Origin of the sequence: Actinoplanes missouriensis 431 (genome assembly GCF_000284295.1) — a bacterium.
Lineage (GTDB): Bacteria > Actinomycetota > Actinomycetes > Mycobacteriales > Micromonosporaceae > Actinoplanes > Actinoplanes missouriensis.
On record NC_017093.1, the window covers coordinates 581,233 to 598,245 of the forward strand.

A 17,013-nucleotide genomic window follows, 5' to 3' on the forward strand; every position below is an offset into this window, starting at 1 on the left:
GTTCGACCATGGCGGTGACCAGCACCTACCAGGTGACGGGCATGACCTGCGCGCACTGCGTCCAGGCCGTGACCAAGGAGATCTCGGCGCTGTCCGGGGTCGCCGGCGTCCAGGTCGACCTGACCTCCGGCGCGGTGACCGTGACCAGCGACACGCCGCTCTCCGACGACGCCGTTCGTGAGGCGGTCGACGAGGCCGGCTACGAGCTCGCGGATGCCTGACCCGACCGCCGCAGCGCACCCGGCCCCCGAGCCCCGCACCGGCGCGGACGACACCCCGGCCGCGGCCGACTCCGCCGCGCCCACCCCAGCGGGGCCCGAGCCGGCCGAGCCCGCATCGGCGGGGCCCGAGCCGGCCGAGCCCGCATCGGCGGGGCCCGAGCCGGCCGAGCCCGCATCGGCGGGGCCCGAGCCGGCCGAGCCCGCGTCGGCGGGGACCGAGACCGACGAGCCACCGGTTCTGGGCTCCGCCGGGACGGCTCCCGCGATCCCGCCGAACGCCGGGTTCCGGCTGGCCGCCTTCGGCGCGTTGCTGATCGTCGTGCTCTTCGCCGGATACGGACTGGGCCGCCTCAACAACGGCACCGCCGCCACCTCGGCCCCGGCCGGGGTCGGCGCCACCCCGGCGCCCTCCTCGACGGTCGTCGACGAGAGCCAGCCGCACACCCACGGCGTGAGCGTCCCGGTACCCGGCGCCAACGCGGCCGGCGCGGCGGTCGGCGGCCTGTCCCTCAGCTCCAGCGGGCTCACCCTGACGCCGGTGACGACCACGTTCCCGGCCGGCCGCGCGCAGAAGCTCGAGTTCACCGTTCACGGGCCGGGTGGGGCGCCGGTCACCACGTACGCCGTGGTGCACGACAAGCCGCTGCACCTCATCGTGATCCGCCGTGACCTCACCGGTTTCCAGCACCTGCACCCGGTGATGGCGCCCGACGGCACCTGGAGCATCGACCTCACCCTCGCCGAGCCGGGCAGTTACCGCATGATCGCGGACTTCACGGCGCTGGTCGGCGGCGCCCAGATCGCCACCACGCTCGGCAGCGACCTGACGGTCGCCGGGAACTACACGCCGGTCACCCTGCCCGATCCGGCGCGGGCCACGACCACCGAGGGCTTCCAGGTGGGGTACGAGGGAACGCCCGGCACCGCGGCGACCCAGCCCCTGCTGATGACCGTCAAGGACGCCGCCGGCAAGCCGGTGACGGTCGAGCCCTACCTCGGCGCGTACGGCCACCTGGTCGTCCTACGGGAGAACGACCTGGCCTACGTCCACGTGCACCCGGAGACCCGCCTCATCGACGGCAAGATCAAGTTCTGGCTGTCGGCGCCCAGCCCCGGCACCTACCGGATGTTCCTCGACTTCCAGGTCGCCGGGAAGGTCTCCACGGCGGCCTGGACCGTCGTGGTCAGCTAGCCAGCATCTTCTCCAGCGCGGGCGTCACGCCCCACTGGCCGGTCAGCGCGGAGTACTCCGCCTGCTGCTCGGCGGTCGGCGCGGCGCCCGTGCGGCGGGACCGCAGCAGCAGGTTGCGCGGGGTGTGCGCCGAGTCGACGAACTCCACCACGTCCACCCGGTACCCGTTCAGTCGCAGCAGTGCGGCGCGCAGCGAATCCGTCAGCACGTCGGCGAACCTCTCCCGGAGGATCGCGTGACGTGTCGTCTCCCCGTACGGGAAAGGGGTCTTGAGGGTTTTCAGTTGCGCAGCGATGTCGTGGTGGCAGCAGGGAGCCGCCAGGACCCATTTCGCCTCCCAGCGCACCGCCCGGGCCAGCGCCTGGTCGGTGGCCGTGTCACAGGCGTGCAGCGCGAGGACCAGGTCCGGCGCGAACGGCAGCTGCGCGTCCTCGATCGTGCCGGCCACGAAGCTGACCTCATCGGCGCAGCCCAGGCGTTCCGCGACCGCCGTGTTGCGCACCCGCTGATCCTCGCGGACGTCGACGCCGACCACCTCGACCCGCGCGCCACGCATGTGCAGGTACCGGTAGGCGGCGAAGGTCAGGTACGCGTTTCCGCAGCCCAGGTCGACGACCCGTAACGGCTGAGGCAGCTCGTCGGGGAGCGTGGCGGCCAGCGCGCGCAGGAACGCGTCGATCTGACGGCGTTTCGCGGCGTTGCCCCCGATCACGTCGAAGAGCGGGTCTCCCGGGTCGAGCAGCCACTGTTTCTCCCGGTCGTGAGCCTGCTCGGCGGGTTTGGCGGCGGTGCCGGCGGACACGGCGGCCCGGTGGACCTGAGCGTCGCCCTTCTTGGTCACCCGCACCTGGACGGTGGTCGTCTCGGTCTCCACGTGCCAGTTGCCGAACGGCTCGGCGAGCAACTCGTCGAAGGCCGCGGCCGCCTCGGCGCCGGGCGCGACGTTACGGGTGAACGGCCGGGCGCCGTCGTCAGTGACGATCTGCAGTCGCTGCCCGGATTTGAGCGTGACCGGCCGCACCTGCGCCCGGGTGACCGACGGCACATGGCCGCGACGGCGGCCGGCCGCGACGGCCCGGGTCAGGCCCGGCGCGAGCAGCAGCTCCCGGACCTCGGCAAGAACTTGATCGAGCGGCTCTGGCATGTCTTCCATTCTGCCCACGGCCCGGAGGGCTGTGGATCTCGCGGCGGCGCGGTTAAGTTGATCAGCGGGCAAGGAGGTGTCGTTGATCGTCGGCCTGCTCTCCGACCGCTTGCGGGAGGTCACCCGGGAAGGGCGCGCCGTCGCGCAGCGCAGCCGGTTCGTCGACGGGCTCGCCACCGGGCGGCTGCCGCTCGCCGCCTACGCGGAGCTGGCCGCCCAGCACTGGTTCGTCTACGAGACGCTGGAGCTGGCCGCCGCCGCGATGACCGACGATCCGGTCGCCCGGCACTTCGTCTACCCGGAGCTGTTTCGGATCCCTGCGCTCGAAGCCGACCTGCGGTTCCTGTTCGGCGCGCGCTGGCAGAGCCGGATCTCCGCGCTGCCGGCCACGACCACGTACTGCACCCGGATCCGGTCCGCCGCGTTCGACCACGCCACCGGGTACGTGGCGCATCACTGCACGCGGTACCTCGGTGATCTGTCCGGCGGGCAGTGGCTCGGGCAGAAGCTCGTCGAGGCGTACCGGCTGGACCGGCAGGGGTATCGGTTCTTCGTCTTCGAGGGCGTCGACCCGCCGCTGTTCCGGGCCCGGTACCGCGACCAGCTCAACGCCGTGCCCTGGTCACGCGGGGAGCGCAACGCCTTCCTCGACGAGGTGTCGGCGGCGTACCGGCTCAACATCGGGCTGCTCGGCGAGCTCGAGGAGCGCTGGAGCTGAGCCGCACGGGACCGTCCGTGGTCCCGTGCTTCTCATTGTCGCCGGTCAGGCGTCGGCGGCCTCGGTGGCCGGGGCGGCCTGGGGCGTCTCGTCGGCGCGGGCGCGGCGGCGACGGCGACGCGGCGCTGCCGTCTCACCCTCGGCGGTCGCCGGCTTCGTCTCGGCCGGGGCTTCCGCTGTCACCGGCGATTCCGCTTTGACCGCTTTGGCCGCTTTAGGCGCTTCGGCCGGCGCTTCCGCCGGGGCTGCGTCGGTGGAGGCCGTGTCGGTGGAGGCCGCGTCGACCGGGGCCGTGGCGGGCGTGCGACGCCGGCGGGTGCGGGCCCGCGGTGCGGCGGGCGCCTCCTCGGTCGTCTCCGGGGACGCGGGTGCGTTCTCGGTCACTGCCGAAGGCGTACCCTCGGCGTCCTCGACCACCCGGCGGCGGCGTCGCTCGCGCTTGGGCCGCTCGGTCGACTCCGCCTCGGAGCCGGAGCCGGAGCCGGAGCCGGAACCGGGGCCGGAACCGGAGCTGTCGGACGGACCGGTGGAACCGCCGCGGGACCGGCCGCCGCGTCCACGATCGCGATCGCGGTCACGGCCGCGCCCGCCCTGGCGACGGCTGGCGGTGCCCAGGTCCTCCTCCACCTCGGCGGACAGCCCGGCTCGGCTGCGGTCCGCGGTCGGCAGGGTGCCCGAGACGTCGCTCGGGATGTCCAGGTCGGCGTAGAGCGCCGGGCTGGTGTGGTAGGTCTCCGGCGGCTGCGGCATGCCCAGGCCGAGCGACTTGTCGATCAGCACCCAGCGCGGCATGTCCTCCCAGTCCACGAACGTGATCGCGACACCGGTGGCACCCGCCCGGCCGGTGCGGCCGATGCGGTGGGTGTAGGTCTCCGGGTCTTCCGGGCAGTCGTAGTTGATCACGTGGGTGACGCCCGAGACGTCCAGACCGCGGGCGGCGACGTCGGTCGCGACCAGCACGTCGATCTTGCCGGTGCGGAACGCCCGCAGCGCGCGCTCCCGGGCGCCCTGGCCCAGGTCGCCGTGCACCGCCGCGACGGCGAAGCCCCGGAAGTCGAGGTCCTCGGCGACCCGGTCGGCGGCCCGCTTGGTGCGCGTGAAGATCATCGTGAGACCACGACCGCGGGCCTGCAGGATGCGGGCCACCATCTCCAGCTTGTTCATCGGGTGCGTGCGGTAGACGACCTGCTTGGTCAGCGGCGACGCCGCGCTCTCCGCGGTGTGGCCGGCGTGGATCGTCACCGGGTTGCGCAGGAACCGGCGGGACAGCGCCACGATCGGGTCCGGCATGGTGGCCGAGAAGAGCATCGTCTGACGCTGATCGGGCAGCATCGCGAGGATCTTCTCGACGTCGTCGAGGAAGCCGAGGTCGAGCATCCGGTCCGCCTCGTCCAGGACGAGCGCGCGGACCGAGCCGAGCTTCAGCTGCTTCTGCTTCGCCAGGTCGAGCAGGCGGCCGGGGGTGCCGACCAGGATCTCGACGCCCTTCTTCAGCGCGTCGACCTGCGGCTCGTACGCCACGCCGCCGTAGATCGGCAGGACGCGGACGCCGCGGGTGCTGCCCGCCGCCGCGAGGTCGCGGGCGACCTGCAGGCCGAGCTCGCGGGTGGGCACGACGATCAGGGCCTGCGGCTTGCCGTCGGCGCCCTCCGACGGCGCGGTGACGCGCTCGAGCAGGGGCAGGCCGAAGCCGAGGGTCTTGCCGGTGCCGGTGGGCGCCTGGCCGATCAGGTCGGTGCCGCGCAGCGCGATGGGCAGCGCGTACTCCTGGATGGCGAACGCGTGGGTGATGCCCGCCGCGGACAGCGCCTCGACAGTCTCGGCGCGAACGCCCAGCTCAGCGAAGGTGGGGCTGTCGGGGCGGACCGGTGCACGGCTGGTGACGGGTACTAGAGCTTGCTCATTGTCGGTCATGAAGTTTTACGGGTGCCCTCTCGTGGTGCGCCCGTCGAAGTCTGGGGCGCGGTCTTGTTGGGCGCGGGCCACACGCGGTTAAGCGGGCCGCACGCGCGTTCGCCGTGCTTCGCGGGGCCGGTTTGAACCGGACCCGGGGTCGATTTGACAAATCGACGAGGACGGCGACGGCGCAAGTCTACCCGACCTGGGGCCGGGCGCACCCGAGAGCAAGTTACGGGAGGGAACCCTGCGATCAGGGCGCCCTCCCGTTGTATAGCTATGTGTCGATTAGCGCGTCGTGAACCCGAACGGGCGGTGCGACGCCTCGGCGATCTCCACGTAGGCCACCTTGGCGACCGGGATGATCACCTTGCGGCCCTTCTCGTCCGTAAGCGTCAGGACGCCGTCCTTGGCCAGCGCCTCGGACACCGCCTGCTCGACCTCCGCCGGGGTCTGCGCGCTCTCCAGCACAAGCTCACGCGGCGACTGCTGCACGCCGATCTTGACCTCCACGGGGCCCTCCTCTGTCAACCGTCTACCGCTGATGAGGCTATCCGATTTCCGGCGGCGTTCCGGCTGATGAACCTCCCTGGAGCGGGAAGCTGGCTATCCCGCGCCAGATCAGCGCTGCTACGAGCGCTTCGGCTTCAGCTTTGGGCGTACGCCGGCCGTTCGCCAGCCAGAACTGCGCGGCCTGTCCGGCAGCTCCGGCCAGGCCGGACGCGAGGAGCTCGGCCTGATCCGGGCGGAGCCCGGTGTCCGAGATGATGGTGTCGGTCACAGCCGCGATGCAGCCCTGCTCGACCCGCTCGACCCGCTGGCGCACCTGTGGGTCGTTGCGCAGGTCCGACTCGAAGACGAGCCGGAACGCCTCACTCTCGTGGTCCATGAAGTCGAAGTACGCACGGACCGCGCCTTTGACACGTTCCTTGTTGTCGGGAGTGGCCAGCATGGCGCTCCGCACCTTGGCGATTATCGCGTCGCAGTGCGTGTCCAGCAGGGCCAGGTAAAGCTCCAGCTTGCCGGGGAAGTGCTGGTAGAGAACGGGCTTCGACACCCCCGCACGCTCCGCGATGTCGTCCATCGCCGCGGCGTGATAGCCGTGGGCGACGAAGACCTGCTGCGCCGCGGCCAGCAGCTGCTTGCGGCGCGCGGAACGTGGCAGACGGGTCGGTCGGGCGGTCTGTGCCCCGCCGGACGCAGCGGTCATTTCTTCAACCTCCAGGGGGTCGGTCCCCGCGGTACGTCGTCGTGGATTGCCCGGATCGGCGCTTGTCGCGGTCGTGCGGGCAATTGTCGCGACGCTGCAACTTATCGCCACTGCAACCACACGGTAGCCTCAGCAGGGGCGAGCGAGGAGCACGCGGTGGATGAAACAGGGCATTCGGGAGACACCGGGGCCGCAGGAAGCGGTAACGGTGCCGACTCGCGTGACCGCAGTCGAGTGAACGGGTGGGCGAACGCCGACAGTCCGTGGTCGAACGCGGGCGCGGCAGTGGAGCAGGACACCGACGTGCCGTCGTGGCGTCGCCCGTCGGATGGACGCCCGTCGGATGGACGCCCGTTCGGGCGTCAGCCGTTCCCGTCGTCAGCCGTTCCGGCCCCGAACCAGGTGGAGAACCCCCCTTCCGTGACAGCCGATCCGCCCGCGCCGTGGCCCGGCGAGCGCAGCCGCCTCGCCGAGATCCTCGGACACCGCCGTACGCCCGCCACGCCGACGCCGGTCAGCCCGGCCGTCGCGCCGCGCCCGGCCAGCGCCCCGCCGTACCCGTACGAGGGTGACCTCGACGACTCCTACCGGGACGGCCCGCCGCCGCGCGCAGCCGTGCCGATGAGCCGGCCGGACTGGGTGCCCGCCACCGATGCCGCCCCGGTCACGCCGGCTGCCCCGGCCGCTCCGGCCCCGGCCGAGCGGTCCCGGCACGCGCTCGTCACCGACACGCTGGCGCAGGGCCTGCCGCAGGTCGACCCGGCACCCGTGGGCGACCAGCGATCGGCGGACAACCCGGCCGCGCCGGCCCGCCCGGCGTACGATTCGGCAAGCTTCTCGCGCCGCTACGAGCCGGCGCCGGTCGCGTTCCCCCCAGCCACCGACCCACTCACCGACGACGCCAGCCCGTACCCCGCGCCGGCCCGTGCCGAGGAGCCGGACAGCGCGCTCGCCGCGGCCATGACCGAGCCGAGCGGCGCGCTGCCGCAGCGGGTGCCGGCCCAGCCTGACGTCCCCAGAGTTCCGGAGCCGCCCTCCGTGGAGCCATCGGCCGAGGCGCCTGCCCTGGCGCGCATCGCGACGCATCTGCGCCGCGGTGACGTCGTGCCTGCGCAGGAGCGGCAGGAGGGCTTCGACGTCCAGGACATCCTCGCCGCCGTGCGCGGCGTGACGGGTGTCCGCGACGCGTCGCTGCGGGCCACCCCGGCCGGCGCGCACAGCCTGCGGCTGGACCTCTCCGACGGCGCGGACCCGGCCGAGGTGAGCCGCCGCGTGGCCCGCCTCCTGCAGGACCGGATGGGTCTGGACGCGGCGATGCCCGCCGACGGCCCGGCCGCCCCGATCTCCGCGCCCCCGCGGGCGGCTGCGCCCATCTCGTCGCCTCCGCGCGCGGCCGCGCCGATCGTTCCCGGTCAGGCGCGTCCCGGCCGGGCCTCGGTTCCGGCCCCGGTCTCGGCTGCGCCCGTCTCCGCGGCTCCGACCTCGGCCCCACCGCGGCAGTTCTCGCCGGCGCCCGCCTCCGCGCCGCCGTTCTCACCGGCGCCCGCATCGGCGCCGCCGTTCCCGCCGGCGCCCGCATCGACGCCCTCGTTCTCGTCGTCGCCGGTTCCGGCCTCGGCTCCGGCTCCGGTTTCGGCGGCTCCGGCCCAGCGGACGCCGGTCGCCGAGCGCGCCTCGCTGGTTCCGGTCGACGCCAGCCGTCCCCGCCCGCTCGACCCGGGCGAGAGCCCCGGCCCCCGCGTGGTCATCGAGAACGTGCACGTCAACACGTTCGGCGCGGACGCCAGCGTCGAGGTCCGGCTGCGCGCCGGCGATCGCGCCGCGTCCGGCGTGGCGACCGGCCCGGCCGTCGACGGTTACCTGCTGCGCCTCTGCGCGACGGCCACCGCCGGTGCGGTCGACGAGCTGCTCTCGGAATCCCAGCACGAGCACGGCCCGGCCCGCTGCTTCGTCGAGCACGCCGCCGCCGTCTCGTTCGGCCAGATGCAGGTGGCGGTCGTCGTGCTGCTGCTCTCCTGCGACGGCGGGTGGGTGGAACAGCTGGCCGGTTCCGCCGTGGTGACCGGCGACGAGCGGCATGCCATGGTCCGCGCCACACTGGCGGCGGTCAACCGTCGTCTTGAGGCACTGTTGGCTTGATGAGAGGCGCGGTGCTGGCCGACGACAGCGAGCTGTTGTCGGCGGATGAGATCCCCTCGCCCTGGCCCGCTCGCCGGGTCACGGTCGGTGGTTCCATGCTGCACGTCCGGGACACGCCCGGGCAGCCCGGCGCCGAGCCGGCCGTCTACGTGCACGGCCTCGGCGGCTCCTCGCAGAACTTCACCGACCTGGCCGGCCTGCTCGCTCACCGCTTCGACGGGCAGGCCGTCGACCTGCCCGGATTCGGTTACAGCGACGCGATCCCGCGGTACTCCATCCCGGCCTTCGCGGCCACGCTCATCGATTATCTGGAGCACTCCGGCCGGGGCCCGGTCCACCTCGTCGGCAATTCGCTGGGTGGCTCGATCTCGGTGCGGGTCGCTGCCCTGCGGCCCGACCTGGTCCGCACGCTGACACTGGTCTCACCGGCCATGCCGTTCCTGAACCCGCGCCGCACCGCGCAGGGTCCGGTGCTGCCGCTGCTCGCCCTGCCCGGCGCCGAGCGACTGATGGCGTGGGCGCTGACCCGGGTGACCGCCGAGCAGATGGCCGAGCAGGTCCTCGCCGCCTGCTTCGGCGACACCACCAAGGTTCACCCGCAGCGCCGTGCCGAGGCGATGGAGGAGATCCAGCTGCGCTACACGGTGGCGCACTATCCGAAGGCATACCTGGGCACCCTGCGAGGGCTCGTCGGGAGCTTCCTCCGGGCGTACCTCCCGGGGGTGAATTCGCAGTGGCGGCTCGCCGCCCGCGTCGAAGCGCCGACGCTGGTGATCGGCGGCCTCAACGACAAGCTTGTCGATCCGCGGGTGCCGGCTCAGGTGGCGCGGGCGATTCCGGACAGCCGGCTGCTGGTGCTGCCCGGCGTCGGGCACGTCGCCCAGATGGAGGTGCCGAGGCTGGTCGGCAGGGGCATCGTGGGCATGCTCGACGACATTCGGCAAGCCGCTCCACACTGATTCCAAACCTTTCACCCGGCCCCTGTGTGCCACACCGCACTTGATCAACATTCGGTGGGCCCGATCGACAGCGTGTGCCAGTGTGAAAGACCCATGATCTCTTCAACGCCGCCTGCCGAGCCCCACAGCCCTGACCGCGCCGATCGGTGGCGGCTGTCCTGGTTGGTCATCCTCGCGCTCACGCTCGTCGTGCTGATCGCGGTGGTGGTCGGCAACCAGGTGACCGCTGATTCCGCGCCGGTGGCGGCCTCGTCGCCGTCGGCGTCGCTGGATCCCGCGTCCGGCTCCGGCGCCCTGCCGGGGGCCGCGTCGTCGGCCGGGGCCGGGGTCGTGCCGCCGGTCGCCGCGTCGCCGGGCGTCTCCAGGTCACCGCTCTCCGGCGATCCGGGCGCGCCGATCTTGGAATCGGCCTCGGCTTCGCCGTCGTCCGCCAAACCCTTCCCGGCGGCGGGCCTGCTGCGACTCTCCGGCAAGGTGCCCACGCATGGTTCGGGCCAATTCGTGTACGGGTCCAAGCGCAGTCCCGTCCTCGGCCACAAGGGGCAGTTGCGCCGTTTCCGGGTGGCCGTGGAGAAGGGCAGCAACGAGGACGCCGACACCTTCGCCGCGCAGGTCCAGTCGATCCTGGGTGACAAGCGGAGCTGGATCGGCAACGGCAACCTGCGCCTGCAGATGGTCAGCGGCACCGACAAGGCGGACTTCACGGTCTACCTGGCGACCCGGGACACCGCCGGTCAGATGTGTGCCCGGGGAGGCACGAACATCAGGGTGGGCGGTGTTCCGTACACATCCTGCCGAACCCCCGGCAAGGCGATCATCAACCTGGACCGCTGGCGGCTGTCGGCGACGCCCTATGTGAACGCCAAGGTCGAGCTGGCAACGTACCGGCGTTACGTGATCAACCACGAGGTGGGTCACGAGCTCGGCCATGGTCACCAGGGTTGCCCGAAGAAGGGTGGTCCGGCTCCGGTGATGGTCCAGCAGACGCTGACGCTGCGGGGCTGTGTGCCGTACGCCTGGCCTCGCCGAGACAATCGCAGCTTCTCGGGCCCCGCGATCTGACCCCGGGTCAGGGCCGGACGGCTTCAGCCCGCGTTTCGGGTCAGAGGGAGTCGCGAACGGGCTTCCCTGTGGCTGGCGAATCGGCGGGGCATGGGCTCATCGGTCGGACAAGGTGACCGTCTCGGATCTTCCGGACGGAAACGCGAAAGTCCTGTGACAAGCGGCGAGTCGTGGCACGCTGGCGATTGCTATGGCAAACGCGACAAATAGCCCCGCTGAGCCCGGTGCCTCCTCCGCCGGGCGTTCCGTCGAGCGTTCCCGAGCCGAGGCCGCGCTGATGGCCGGCCTGCCACCGGTACGGGTAGGAGCACACCGAGCCGCCGACCCGGAACCGGACGAGACGACGCCGCTGCATGCCGAGGTGAACGAGGCGTTCGGTCGCAGTCGGACGCTCGCAGCCACGTCACCATCAGGCCGCGCCGTGGTGACGGCGTCGGCCGGGTCCACACGCAGGGCGGGAAGGCACGCCGCCGAGCAGGACCCGGACGACGAGGCGACAGAGATCGCGCAGCCCGCCGAGTCGACGGCGAAGAAGTCAACAGCGATGAAGTCAACGGCCGCCAAGTCGACGGCCACCAAGTCGACGGCCACCAAGTCAACGGCCGCAAAGTCGACCGCTGCGAAGTCGACCACAAAAAAATCAACTGCAGTCAAGGCGAGTCCGGCTATCAAGTCGACTTCTGCCGTCAAGACGTCTGCGGTCAAGTCGACGTCGAGCCGTCCACCTGTTGATGAGTTGCCAATCGGCAAGACGTCCAGTCGAGCCGCGCGCAAGAGCACCTCCGCAACTCAACCTGAACCCACGCCGACGCCCGCGAAGAGCATGCGGCGCGCGTCAACGAACAGCGTCAAGGGCGGCGCGTCGAGCACTACTGCGGGATCAGTCGAGGCGGAGTCGAAGTCCACTACGCGAGCGAAGAAGCCAGCCGAGAGTACGAAAGCCGCTAATCGGGCAGCTCTTGCCGGCCGCGGTGCGGGGCCGGCGAAGGCTGTTCCGGAGAACCGGGCCACCCCGGCACGTGTGCGATCCGTGGAAGCGGCACTGGAAGCTCGGGCGGGCGCCTCCACGAAGACGAGCCGGCCCACCCGTGCGGCTGCGGGTTCACGTGCGTTGTCGAACCGGAAGGCCGCCGCGCTACCGGAAGACGCCCAGCCGGAGAACACTCAACTCGAGCGCACCCAGGCCGAGCGCACCAAGCCCGAGCGCACCCAGCCCGAGCGCACCCAGCCCGAGCGCACCCAGCCCGAGCGCACCCATGCCGAGCGCACCCATGCCGAGCGCTCCGAGTCTGAGCGTCCCGAGATGACGCGGGGGATTCTGGAGCTTGCTGCCGAGCGCCTGGCTGCTTCCCGTCCTAGCCAGCCGGCCATCGCCCGCCCACCCGAGACGCCGACGCCCTCACCCACATCGACCTCCACACCGCCGCCGGCGATGTCGACGAAGACGTCCATGCCCACGTCCGACGGGGACTATGAGCACGGCCGACCGGCGAGAGGGCTTCCGGCGAGCCTCCGGCTCCCGGCTGAACTGCCGGCGAACCTGTATGTCCCGCCAACTCGTGAGCAGATCGCCGCCCGCGAGGAGGCGTTCGCCCTCCACGAGACATCGGCCCACGCGGAGGCGCTCGCTCTCCACGAGGCACCGGCTCACGTGGAGTCCCTCACCCATCACGAGACACCGGCCCGCGTGGAGGCGCTCACCCAGCGCGAGACGCCGGAAGCGGCCGCGTGGGAAGGCACTCCCATCTGGGAAGAGGCGCCGACCCGCAACCACCCCGAAGCGACCCCGGCCCACGACGACCCGCAAACCCAGGACGACGCCTGGGCCTACCCCGTGGAAACCCAGGAGGACACGACAGCCGAGCGCTTGTACCTCCCGGCCGCAGAAACCGACTACCACGACCACGGCTTCCTCCCCGGCGCCTTCGCCCGCGACGAGCGCACCGACGACGAGCGCGCCTACGACGACCGCAATTACGCCGAACGCGGCTACGACGACCGGACCGACGACGAGCGCAAATACGACGCCCGCGCCTACGACCACCCCGCCTACGACGATGAACCCAGCCCCGACTCCACGGCTCGCCAGGCTGCGCCCGACCCCCGCACGCGACGGACCATCCGCCGGCGGCGGCGGGCGGTGCTCCTGGCGTACCTGATGGTGGTTGCCGGGGTTTTGATCGTGGGGCATGAGCTGCGCACCCAGGAGAAGCCGCTCCCACCCGAGCCGGCCGGGCTCGGGGAAGGCGTGCAGACTCCCGCCCCGGCGCCCACGCAGGGCATCGTGCCGAACGACGTGGGTGCGCAGGCGCCGGTCGAGGAGGAGACGGGCGAAGATCAGAAATCAGGCGAGTTCCGGTACGCGAAATCGCGCGGCCCGATGCTTGGGACAGCCGGGAAGCTGCACCGTTTCCGGGTGGCTGTGGAGGAGACCGTGGACGGCACGGCGCCTGCCGAGTTCGCCGAGGTGATCGATCGGACGCTCGGTGACGAGCGGAGCTGGGTCAGCGACGGGCGGCTGCGGCTGCGGCGGGTGACGAACGCCGGGAACGCGGATTTCACGATCTATCTGGCGTCGGCGGGCACGTCGGAGAAGATGTGCGCCACCGGCGGCCTGCATACCGAGGGTTTCACCTCGTGCCGTGTCCCCGGGCAGGTGATCATCAACGTCGATCGGTGGACGGACGCGATCCCGGAGTACGCCGAGCACGTCGACGAGTACCGCCGGTACGCGATAAACCACGAGGTCGGGCACGAGCTGGGCCACGGGCACGAGGCGTGCCCGGGCGAGGGGGAGAAGGCGCCGGTGATGATGCCGCAGACTTACGGCCTGAAGGGTTGCACCCGCAACGCCTGGCCCTATCTCGACGGCAAACGGTACGCGGGCGAGCCGGCCGCCTGATTATTCCGCGATCCCGCATGTCGGGCCCGTGTCCCTCGTCATGGGCGTGTTGCGTCCGGGCGAGCAACAATGGTCGGCGTTCCGTATCACCGAATCCACCGAACCCCGGGGAGTGAACTGTGGCTCTGCCCCCGCTCGTCGAGCCGGCCGCTGAGCTGAGCGTCGATGAGATCCGCCGCTATTCGCGACACCTGATCATCCCTGATGTCGGGATGGACGGGCAGAAGCGTCTGAAGAACGCGAAGGTCCTCGCGGTCGGCGCGGGCGGCCTCGGCTCGCCGGCGCTGCTCTACCTGGCCGCGGCCGGCGTGGGCACGCTCGGCATCATCGACTTTGACACGGTCGACGAGTCCAACCTCCAGCGTCAGGTGATCCACGGCGTCTCGGACGTCGGCACGCCCAAGGCGGAGTCGGCGGCGCGGAGCATCGCCGAGATCAACCCGCTGGTCAACGTGGTCATTCACAACACCGCGCTGGACCGGGACAACGTCAAAGAGATCTTCAGCCAGTACGACTTGATCGTCGACGGCACCGACAACTTCGCGACGCGTTACATGGTCAACGACGCCGCGGTGCTGCTCGGCAAGCCGTATGTCTGGGGTTCGATCTACCGTTTCGACGGCCAGGCCTCGGTCTTCTGGGAGGAGCACGGTCCCTGCTACCGCTGCCTCTACCCGGAGCCCCCGCCGCCCGGCATGGTTCCGAGCTGCGCCGAGGGCGGCGTGCTCGGTGTGCTCTGCGCGTCGATCGGCTCGATCCAGGTCAACGAGGCGATCAAGCTGATCACCGGCATCGGTGAGCCGCTGGTCGGCCGCCTGATGGTCTACGACGCCCTGGAGATGGAGTACCGCAAGATCAAGGTCCGGAAGGACCCGAACTGCGTGCTCTGCGGGGAGAACCCGACGCTCACCGACCTGATGGACGACTACGAGGACTTCTGCGGCGCGGTCTCGGTCGAGGCGCAGGAGGCCACGCTCAACGCCACCATCACGGCCCGCGAGCTCAAGGACTGGCAGGACTCCGGCAAGGACATCTTCCTGGTCGACGTGCGCGAGCCCGCCGAGTGGGAGATCAACCGGATCCCCGGCGCGGTCCTCATTCCCAAGGGCGAGATCCTTTCGGGTACGGCGTTGTCGCAGTTCCCGCAGGACAAGCAGATCGTGCTGCACTGCAAGTCCGGTGTCCGCTCGGCGGAGGCGCTCGCCGCGCTGAAGGCGGCCGGATTCAAGGACGCCGTGCACGTGCAGGGCGGCATCGTGTCCTGGGTGAACACGGTCGACCCGTCGCTGCCGGCGTACTGATGACTGTCACTCTAGGGGGTTGGCGTGGCAACTCCCTAGAGTCACTCACGCCCGTTGGGCACAGCGAAACACAGGATCGGACGGTAGCGTCACCACAGTGGTCGATATAGATGCCGCCATCGGGTACGTGGTCGCACACGGTGACCCGGTCGAGCGTGCCCGCCTGTCGTACCTCCGGACCGGTCAGCCGGCCCCGGAGGACGTCGTCGAGCGCATCGCGGCCGGGCAGATGCTGGAGGGCGGCTGGCCCGCGTCGGCTGAGGGCGGTGTCCCGTCGATCGACGCGACCTGTTTCCGGCTGGCCGAGCTGGACGACCTGGGCAGCCTGCGCGGCCCGGTGGTCGAGCGCGCGCTGAACTGGCTGGCCGTGGCCCAGCGCGGCGACGGCACCTGGCAGGAGCACGAGTCGCTGGCCGACCAGGCCCCGCCGTGGGCGTTGCCCGGTGATCCGGAGGCGACCCTCTACCTCACGTCGGTTGCCGGTTTCTGGTTGACCGCGGCAGCGGTGGAGGCCGACCCCTATCAGACCCGCTCGCCGTACGGTGACACGCTTGCCCGCGCGGCCGGCTGGGTGGTCTCGCAGCTCAACCCGGACGGCACCTGGCCGTCGTTCCTGGCTGCCGGCTGGCACGCCGCGGGGCTGCTGCACCAGCGGCAGTTCTACTACGAGTCGGCGCGGGTGCAGCAGGTGCTCGGCGAGCGGCTTCCGGAGATGGCCCCGGCGGACGTGGCGGCGATGGCGGCCGCGCTGCGCCGGGTCAACCTCGGTGACGACTGGCTGCTCCAGAGCGCGCGTAAGCGACTGGCCGAGACACAGCGCGTCGACGGCGGCTGGGACAGCAACGAGGGCCCGCTCTTCGACGTCAACATCACCCTGACGGCGCTGCGCGCCTGCCGCTGAAGCGGCCGGCCGCGGGCACTGACGGCGCTGCGCGCCTGCCGCTGACGCGGGCGGCCGGCCAGCCGCGGACACTGGCGGCCGGCCGCGACACGACGATCAGCGGGTGTGACCGTTGCCCGTCACGACGTACTTCGTCGAGGTCAGCTCGGGCAGGCCCATCGGACCGCGGGCGTGCAGTTTCTGCGTGCTGATGCCGATCTCCGCCCCGAAGCCGAACTCCCCGCCGTCGGTGAACCGGGTCGACGCGTTGACCATCACGGCCGCCGCGTCCACCCCGGCCACGAACCGCCGGGTCGCCGTGACCGACTCGCTCACGATCGCCTCGGTGTGGCCTGTCCCGTGCTGCCGGATGTGGTCGAGCGCGTCCTCCAGCGAGTCGACGACGCCGACCGAGATGTCCGCGGACAGGTACTCGGTGCCCCAGTCCTCCTCGGTCGCGGCAACCACGTCGTCGCTGTGACCGGCGACCCTCGCGTCACCGTGCACGGTCACGCCCTTGAGCGCGAACTCCTCCAGCACCAGCGGCAGGAACGAGTCGGCGATCTCCGCGTGCACCAGCAGGGACTCGGCGGTGTTACAGGTGGAGAGGCGCTGCGTCTTCGAGTTGACCGTGACGGCGAGCGCCTTCTCCAGGTCGGCGGCGGCGTCGACGTAGACGTGGCAGTTGCCCACCCCGGTCTCGATCACCGGAACCGTGGACTGCTCGACGACCGTCTTGATCAGTGAGGCGCCGCCGCGCGGGATGAGCACGTCGACCAGGCCACGGGCGCGCATCAGCTCCTTCACCGAGTCGCGGGTGGTGGCGTCCAGCAGCTGGATCGCGTTGGCCGGCAGGCCCGCGTCGGTGACCGCCTTGCGCAGCACGGAGACGATCGCGGCGTTCGAGGAGAAGGCCGAGCCGGAGCCGCGCAGCAGTGCCGCGTTGCCGGACTTGAGGCAGATGCCGGCCGCGTCGGCCGTCACGTTCGGCCGGCCCTCGTAGATCATCCCGACCACGCCGAACGGCACCCGGACCTGCCGCAGCTCCAGCCCGTTCGCCAGGGTGGAGCCGCGCACCACGTCACCGATCGGGTCGGGCAGCGCGGCGAGCTGGCGCAGCCCGTCGGCCATCGCGGCGACCCGGTCCGGCGTCAGCGTCAGCCGGTCGATCATCGCCTCGCCGATGCCGTTCTCCCGGCCGTTCGCGATGTCCACGGCGTTCGCCGCGACGATGTCGTCGGTGCGCTCCACCAGGCGGTCCGCCATCAGCAGCAGCGCCCGGTCCTTCTCGGCCCGGGTCGCCGCAGCGAGATCGATGGCCGCGACCCGGGCGGCGGCCGCCTGCTCCAGCACGCTCATGGCAAAAACTCCTCAAAGAGATCGAAGCAG

14 protein-coding genes are annotated in these 17,013 nt (G+C 71.5%); 9 read left to right on the forward strand and 5 right to left on the reverse strand.

All coding sequences use genetic code 11. The annotated features are described in order from the left end of the window. The first annotated feature begins 8 nt into the window (after positions 1 to 8). Positions 9 to 221 (forward strand): heavy-metal-associated domain-containing protein, encoded by a 213-nt coding sequence (locus AMIS_RS02705; RefSeq protein WP_014440652.1) that lies wholly within the window; start codon positions 9 to 11, stop codon positions 219 to 221. Further along, entirely contained in the window at positions 214 to 1,413 is a 1,200-nt protein-coding gene (locus tag AMIS_RS02710; protein ID WP_014440653.1) for a hypothetical protein, read from the forward strand. Before AMIS_RS02705 ends, AMIS_RS02710 begins: the two co-directional genes overlap by 8 nt. Here the strand turns inward: AMIS_RS02710 and AMIS_RS02715 are convergent. Beyond that, on the reverse strand, positions 1,406 to 2,557 hold the full coding sequence (locus tag AMIS_RS02715) for a class I SAM-dependent methyltransferase (RefSeq protein ID WP_041829526.1): 1,152 nt from the start codon (positions 2,555 to 2,557) through the stop codon (positions 1,406 to 1,408). The genes AMIS_RS02710 and AMIS_RS02715 overlap by 8 nt on opposite strands. 76 nt (positions 2,558 to 2,633) lie before the next feature. Between AMIS_RS02715 and AMIS_RS02720 the strand changes: the two genes are divergently transcribed. Then, positions 2,634 to 3,275, forward strand: a complete 642-nt coding sequence (locus tag AMIS_RS02720; protein ID WP_014440655.1) for a biliverdin-producing heme oxygenase — start codon at positions 2,634 to 2,636, stop codon at positions 3,273 to 3,275. Positions 3,276 to 3,320: 45 nt separating this feature from the next. Here AMIS_RS02720 and AMIS_RS02725 read toward each other — a convergent pair whose 3' ends face one another. The 3 genes from AMIS_RS02725 to AMIS_RS02735 form a co-directional block, all read right to left on the reverse strand. Beyond that, on the reverse strand, positions 3,321 to 5,189 hold the full coding sequence (locus AMIS_RS02725) for a DEAD/DEAH box helicase (protein WP_014440656.1): 1,869 nt from the start codon (positions 5,187 to 5,189) through the stop codon (positions 3,321 to 3,323). Between the two features lie 270 nt (positions 5,190 to 5,459). Continuing rightward, positions 5,460 to 5,684, reverse strand: coding sequence for a DUF3107 domain-containing protein (locus tag AMIS_RS02730; RefSeq protein ID WP_014440657.1), 225 nt, complete (start codon positions 5,682 to 5,684; stop codon positions 5,460 to 5,462). A 37-nt stretch (positions 5,685 to 5,721) separates the two neighbouring features. Continuing rightward, positions 5,722 to 6,381 carry a TetR/AcrR family transcriptional regulator gene (locus tag AMIS_RS02735; RefSeq protein WP_014440658.1) on the reverse strand — a complete coding sequence of 220 codons (660 nt, stop codon included), beginning with the start codon at positions 6,379 to 6,381 and terminating at the stop codon, positions 5,722 to 5,724. Between the two features lie 420 nt (positions 6,382 to 6,801). Here AMIS_RS02735 and AMIS_RS02740 point away from each other — a divergent pair, with 420 nt between their 5' ends. The 6 genes from AMIS_RS02740 to AMIS_RS02770 all read left to right on the forward strand — a co-directional run bounded on the left by AMIS_RS02740 (position 6,802) and on the right by AMIS_RS02770 (position 15,645). Beyond that, complete coding sequence (locus AMIS_RS02740; RefSeq protein ID WP_014440659.1) at positions 6,802 to 8,520, forward strand: hypothetical protein; 1,719 nt, start codon at positions 6,802 to 6,804, stop codon at positions 8,518 to 8,520. Beyond that, positions 8,520 to 9,479 (forward strand): alpha/beta fold hydrolase, encoded by a 960-nt coding sequence (locus AMIS_RS02745; RefSeq protein WP_014440660.1) that lies wholly within the window; start codon positions 8,520 to 8,522, stop codon positions 9,477 to 9,479. Before AMIS_RS02740 ends, AMIS_RS02745 begins: the two co-directional genes overlap by 1 nt. Positions 9,480 to 9,572: 93 nt before the next feature. Beyond that, positions 9,573 to 10,541, forward strand: a complete 969-nt coding sequence (locus AMIS_RS02750) for a DUF3152 domain-containing protein (protein ID WP_014440661.1) — start codon at positions 9,573 to 9,575, stop codon at positions 10,539 to 10,541. 361 nt (positions 10,542 to 10,902) lie between these two features. Further along, positions 10,903 to 13,443: a DUF3152 domain-containing protein gene (locus tag AMIS_RS43870; RefSeq protein ID WP_231859220.1), complete on the forward strand. Its 2,541-nt coding sequence runs from the start codon at positions 10,903 to 10,905 to the stop codon at positions 13,441 to 13,443. Between the two features lie 119 nt (positions 13,444 to 13,562). Then, positions 13,563 to 14,744 carry an adenylyltransferase/sulfurtransferase MoeZ gene (moeZ, locus tag AMIS_RS02765; protein WP_014440665.1) on the forward strand — a complete coding sequence of 394 codons (1,182 nt, stop codon included), beginning with the start codon at positions 13,563 to 13,565 and terminating at the stop codon, positions 14,742 to 14,744. Between the two features lie 97 nt (positions 14,745 to 14,841). Next, entirely contained in the window at positions 14,842 to 15,645 is an 804-nt protein-coding gene (locus AMIS_RS02770) for a prenyltransferase/squalene oxidase repeat-containing protein (RefSeq protein ID WP_014440666.1), read from the forward strand. A gap of 96 nt (positions 15,646 to 15,741) precedes the next feature. Here AMIS_RS02770 and AMIS_RS02775 read toward each other — a convergent pair whose 3' ends face one another. Beyond that, positions 15,742 to 16,983: a glutamate-5-semialdehyde dehydrogenase gene (locus AMIS_RS02775; RefSeq protein WP_014440667.1), complete on the reverse strand. Its 1,242-nt coding sequence runs from the start codon at positions 16,981 to 16,983 to the stop codon at positions 15,742 to 15,744. Positions 16,984 to 17,013: the final 30 nt, after the last annotated feature.

Bases quoted from the DNA above. Each gene is read 5' to 3' on its own strand.
- AMIS_RS02745 (WP_014440660.1), top strand. From the start codon at position 8,520: ATGAGAGGCGCGGTGCTGGCCGACGACAGCGAGCTGTTGTCGGCGGAT.
- AMIS_RS02775 (WP_014440667.1), bottom strand. From the start codon at position 16,983: ATGAGCGTGCTGGAGCAGGCGGCCGCCGCCCGGGTCGCGGCCATCGAT.
- AMIS_RS02735 (WP_014440658.1), bottom strand. From the start codon at position 6,381: ATGACCGCTGCGTCCGGCGGGGCACAGACCGCCCGACCGACCCGTCTG.
- AMIS_RS02750 (WP_014440661.1), top strand. From the start codon at position 9,573: ATGATCTCTTCAACGCCGCCTGCCGAGCCCCACAGCCCTGACCGCGCC.
- AMIS_RS02725 (WP_014440656.1), bottom strand. From the start codon at position 5,189: ATGACCGACAATGAGCAAGCTCTAGTACCCGTCACCAGCCGTGCACCG.
- AMIS_RS02710 (WP_014440653.1), top strand. From the start codon at position 214: ATGCCTGACCCGACCGCCGCAGCGCACCCGGCCCCCGAGCCCCGCACC.
- AMIS_RS02715 (WP_041829526.1), bottom strand. From the start codon at position 2,557: ATGCCAGAGCCGCTCGATCAAGTTCTTGCCGAGGTCCGGGAGCTGCTG.
- AMIS_RS02705 (WP_014440652.1), top strand. From the start codon at position 9: ATGGCGGTGACCAGCACCTACCAGGTGACGGGCATGACCTGCGCGCAC.